A 2,888-nucleotide genomic window follows, 5' to 3' on the forward strand; every position below is an offset into this window, starting at 1 on the left:
TATTGCGGCCACGGTTGACAATACGGATGGCACCATCGATTTATCGGGTACCACTACCGATGTCGCTGAAGGCACCGTGATTAACATCACCATCACCGATCAAAATGGTAAAACGGTGATTACCCAAGCCACCGTGCTGGCCGATGGCAGTTACCAGTTAGCCGATGTCGATGTCAGCGCGTTAGCCGATGGCCCATTAACCATTGCTGCCACTGCTGTCGATAACAACGGCAACCCACTCACTGCCGATACCAATGCCACATTGGATGCCATCGAAGGCAGCCTGGATATTGCTGCGACCGTCGATAACACCGATGGCACACTCGATTTATCGGGTACTACCACCGATGTCGCTGAAGGCACCGTGATTAACATCACCATCACCGATCAAAATGGTAAAACGGTGATTACCCAAGCCACCGTGCTGGCCGATGGCAGCTATCAGTTAGCCGATGTGGATGTCAGCGCGTTAGCCGATGGCCCATTAACCATTGAGGCCACGGCAGTCGATAACAACGGCAACCCTCTCGCGGCCGATACATCAGCCACCCTCGATGCGGTTGCCGGTTCATTGGATATCGCTGCGACGGTGGATAATACCGACGGCACCATCGATTTATCCGGAACCACTACCGATGTCGCTGAAGGCACGCTGATTAACATCACCATCACCGATCAAAATGGTCAAACGGTGATTACCCAAGCCACCGTGCTGGCCGATGGCAGCTATCAGTTAGCCGATGTGGATGTCAGCGCGTTAGCCGATGGCCCATTAACCATTGAGGCCACTGCGGTCGATAACAACGGCAACCCTCTCGCGGCCGACACATCAGCCACACTAGACGCCATTGCCGGTTCATTGGATATCGCTGCGACAATCGATAACACCGATGGTACGCTTGACCTCAGCGGCACCACCACGGATGTTGCCGAAGGTACGGTGATTAACATCACCATCACCGATCAAAATGGTCAAACGGTGATTACCCAAGCCACCGTACTGGCCGATGGCAGTTACCAGTTAGAAGGTGTCGATGTCAGCGCGTTAGCGGATGGCCCATTAACCATTGACGCGACGGCAGTCGATAACAACGGTAATCCTCTCGCGGCCGACACCTCAGCCACACTTGATGCGGTTGCCGGTTCATTAGATATCGCCGCCACCGTCGATAACACCGATGGCACACTCGATTTATCGGGTACTACCACCGACGTCGCCGAAGGCACGCTGATTAACATCACCATCACCGATCAAAATGGTAAAACGGTTATTACCCAAGCCACCGTGCTGGCCGATGGCAGTTACCAGTTAGAAGGTGTCGATGTCAGTACCTTAGCGGATGGCCCATTGACCATTGCTGCCACTGCTGTCGATAACAACGGCAACCCACTCACTGCCGATACCAATGCCACATTGGATGCCATCGAAGGCAGCCTGGATATTGCCGCGACCGTCGATAACACCGATGGCACCATCGATTTATCGGGCACCACCACGGATGTTGCCGAAGGTACGGTGATTAACATCACCATCACCGATCAAAACGGTCAAACGGTTATTACCCAAGCCACCGTGCTGGCCGATGGCAGCTATCAGTTAGCCGATGTCGATGTCAGCGCGTTAGCCGATGGCCCATTAACCATTGCTGCCACGGCAGTCGATAACAACGGTAACCCACTCGCGGCAGATACTAATGCTACATTGGATGCCATCGAAGGCAGCCTGGATATTGCCGCGACCGTCGATAACACCGATGGCACACTCGATTTATCGGGTACTACCACCGACGTCGCCGAAGGTACGCTGATTAACATCACCATTACCGATCAAAATGGTCAAACGGTGATTACCCAAGCCACCGTGCTGGCCGATGGCAGCTATCAGTTAGCCGATGTGGATGTCAGCGCGTTAGCCGATGGCCCATTGACCATTGCTGCCACGGCAGTCGATAACAACGGTAACCCACTCACTGCCGATACCAATGCCACATTGGATGCCATCGAAGGCAGCCTGGATATTGCCGCGACCGTCGATAACACCGATGGCACACTCGATTTATCGGGTACCACTACCGATGTCGCTGAAGGCACGGTGATTAACATCACCATCACCGATCAAAATGGTAAAACGGTTATTACCCAAGCCACCGTGCTGGCCGATGGCAGTTACCAGTTAGAAGGTGTCGATGTCAGCGCGTTAGCGGATGGCCCATTAACCATTGAGGCCACGGCAGTCGATAACAACGGCAACCCTCTCGCGGCCGACACATCAGCCACACTAGACGCCATTGCCGGTTCATTGGATATCGCTGCGACAATCGATAACACCGATGGTACGCTTGACCTCAGCGGCACCACCACGGACGTTGCCGAAGGCACCGTGATTAACATCACCATCACCGATCAAAACGGTCAAACGGTGATTACCCAAGCCACCGTACTGGCCGATGGCAGCTATCAGTTAGCCGATGTGGATGTCAGCGCGTTAGCCGATGGCCCATTAACCATTGAGGCCACGGCAGTGGACAACAACGGCAACCCACTCACTGCCGATACCAATGCCACATTGGATGCCATCGAAGGCAGCCTGGATATCGCCGCGACGGTTGACAATACGGATGGCACACTCGATTTATCGGGTACCACTACCGATGTCGCTGAAGGCACGGTGATTAACATCACCATCACCGATCAAAACGGTCAAACGGTCATTACCCAAGCCACCGTGCTGGCCGATGGCAGCTATCAGTTAGCCGATGTCGATATCAGCGCGTTAGCGGATGGCCCATTAACCATTGAGGCCACGGCAGTGGACAACAACGGTAACCCATTAGCGGCCGACACATCAGCCACATTAGACGCCATAGCGGGCTCACTCGACATTGCCG

Annotated in this window: 1 protein-coding gene; it reads left to right on the forward strand. The window is 54.2% G+C overall.

Annotated elements, in window-relative coordinates:
* The coding region (locus L1N97_RS14300; protein WP_442967247.1) for a beta strand repeat-containing protein at window positions 1-2,888 on the forward strand (2,888 nt) is incomplete at both ends.

This window comes from Rheinheimera sp. UJ63 (genome assembly GCF_021568285.1).
In the GTDB taxonomy this organism is placed as follows: Bacteria; Pseudomonadota; Gammaproteobacteria; order Enterobacterales; family Alteromonadaceae; genus Alishewanella; species Alishewanella maricola.